Origin of the sequence: Dapis hubbardiae BLCC-M172, from assembly GCF_050016015.1 — a bacterium.
Classification (GTDB): Bacteria; Cyanobacteriota; Cyanobacteriia; order Cyanobacteriales; family Microcoleaceae; genus Trichodesmium.
Window position 1 is genome coordinate 20,765 of sequence record NZ_JBNHEQ010000151.1, and the last position, 2,900, is coordinate 23,664.

General features: G+C 33.2%; 1 protein-coding gene. It reads left to right on the forward strand.

Features of this window, described 5'->3' with window-relative positions; translation table 11 throughout:
* Positions 1-803: 803 nt before the first annotated feature.
* Positions 804-2,900: single-stranded-DNA-specific exonuclease RecJ (recJ, locus tag ACP6PK_RS13285; protein WP_426560012.1), on the forward strand; the 2,097-nt coding region annotated here is incomplete at its 3' end.

Consider the following 2,900-nt stretch of genomic DNA (forward strand, 5'->3'; position numbering starts at 1 on the left):
TGATGGCAGTTCCTATTATTTGAATGACTTATCAAATCTCTAAAGCAACGGAATATAAGCATTAATCTTCTTATTTCTGCTCTACCTTATTCACAGTAATAATTGAACTTTCAACTTGGAATTTTGTCTAGATTTAGGGAATAGGGAATAGGCAACAGAGAAGCCAAAATTAAGGTCTGCCTCATTACTGTTAATATGAGAAAGACTATATAAATTATCTGATGGCAGTTCCTATTATTTGAATGACTTATCAAATCTCTAAAGCAACGGAATAAAGAATTAATCTTCTTATTTCTGCTCTACCTTATTGACAGTAACAATTGAACTTTCAACTTTTGCTATATTCTATACTTTGTATGGTTAGCCTGTAAGCATTCAGCCATCAGATCTCAGCCATCAGCAAAGAAAAAATCATCAACTAATACCAAATTCAAATAAGATAGTTATAGTCAGTTAATAACCAAACTGTTAGTAAATTTGCTGCCGACTTCGGGAATAAAAATCAAATTATCCCTTAATCAAAAACAAAATATTTATGGTTATTAGACTATTTTTAGTCAACAATAGAATAGTTTGACTCTCAGAAAAAATAAATATTATAAATTCTTACCTCCTGAATTATAACTCCTGACTTCTGACTCCTAAAAACAAGCACACTGTAGCAATATTTTCTGACTTTGTTAAGTGTGATAAAACTAGAAAAAATATTTAACTGATAACTGATTAAAAGGTGGGGTTTTAGACCTAGTTATTTTGATGATTTTTTTATTCTATTCGTTACTACAAGGAATGACTAAAGAAAGATGTCTCAAGAAAAAAAATATTGGCAAATTCCTGTATCCGATCATCTCCCTCATTTATTTATTGAGTGTGTCAAAAATTATGCACCAAAATTATCAGGAAAATATCTAGCACAATTATTATGGCAACGTGGAATTAAAGATACTAAAAATATAGTAGGCTTTTTAAATCCAAAACAATATCAACCAACTAGCTCCTTTGAATTTGGCGTAGAAATTAACAAAGCCATAGAAAGAATTATCTCTGCTAGAAATAATCAAGAAAAAGTTGCCATCTGGGGAGACTTTGATGCAGATGGCATTACTTCAACATCTATACTTTGGGATGGATTAGGAGAATTTTTCGATAAAAATAACCAACTAACTTATTATATTCCTAACAGATTTACAGAATCTCATGGTTTGAATTTTGCTGGAATTGAAAGGTTAGCCAAAGAGAATTATAGTTTGATAATTACCTGCGATACAGGTAGTACAAATATTGCCGAAATAGAATATGCAAATAGTTTAGAAATAGATATAATTGTCACCGATCATCATACCCTTCCCTCAGAACGTCCGCCATTATTTGCTATTATTAATCCTCGCTATTTTTCCCCCGCTCATCCTCTATATAATTTATCTGGAGTTGGAGTAGCTTATAAACTTATAGAAGCACTTTATTTAACTTATCCAGAAATACCAAAACTTTCCCTAACAGAATTATTAGACTTAGTAGCTATTGGTTTAATTGCCGATTTAGTTCAACTAACAAATGACTGTCGTTATCTAGCACAAATAGGTATTGAAAAATTAAGTACACAATTACACAAAACTACCAGACCAGGAGTTGCTAAACTTTTAGAATTGTGCAAAAAAACAGGCGATCGCCCTACAGATATTTCTTTTGGTATTGGTCCTCGGATTAATGCTGTAAGTAGAATTATGGGAGATGCTAGCTTTTGTGTGGAACTTTTGACCAGTCGTGACCCTAAATATTGTCAACAACTGGCTATCGAAACAGAACTGGCCAACTCTAGGCGCAAATCTCTACAAAAAGAGGTAGTTGAAGATGTTACAAAAAAATTGACTAAAATAGACCTTTCCACCACTCATGTTATAGTTCTGACAGACCCTCAATGGCCTGTCGGTGTTCTAGGATTAGTAGCAGGCCAAATAGCTCAAGAGTATAATCGTCCTACTATTTTATTAAATCAGGAAACTGAAGCTACTAGAACTTCTCAAAAATTATTAGCTCGTGGTTCTGCCCGTTCTGTTGGTAAAATAGACCTTTATGAGTTGGTGACAAATCAGGCACATTTATTAGATAGGTTTGGCGGTCATCCTTTCGCTGCTGGTCTTAGTTTGCCTGTAAAAAATATTCCTATATTTACAGATGCTATTAATCAACTATTGGGACAAACATTAGGAGTAAGTCTTAACCAAAACTCGGTAATAGAAGTGGATTTAATTGTGACTGTATCTGAGTTAGGTAGAGATTTATTTCAAGAACTGAAGCTTTTAGAACCTTGTGGTATGGGAAACCCAGTACCTAAACTTTTGATTCAAAATTGTTGGTTTACTAATGTTTGGCATCGGAACCAAAAAGATTTGCGGGGAAATAAGGTCAAATATATTAAAACAAATTTTGAAATTTGCGATGAGTCTATAGATAAAGGGTTTCCTGGTATTTGGTGGGGTCATTATAAGGATGAAATTCCTGAAGGCATAAGTGATGCTGTTGTGGAATTGGATTTTAATACTTACGAGAAACGTTATGAGGTTCGACTTATTGCTGTACAATCCAATATCCAAGATACTCAAGTCATAGAATTGAATCCTGTCGATTGGATATTGGACTGGCGTGGAGGAATTCAAAATTCAAAAGTCAAAAGTCAAAAGTATTTTCCTATTGGGGGAAATGAAAATTCAAAATTTGAGACTCAGAACTATAGCGCTATAGAAAATTCTCAGAACTTACCTTCCGAAAATAGAAATTTAAAATTTGAGACTCAAAACTATAGCGCAATAGAAAAGTCTCAGAACTTACCTCCGGCAGGAAATGAAAATTTAAAATTTGAGACTCAAAACTATAGCGCAATAGAAAAGTCTCAGAACTTA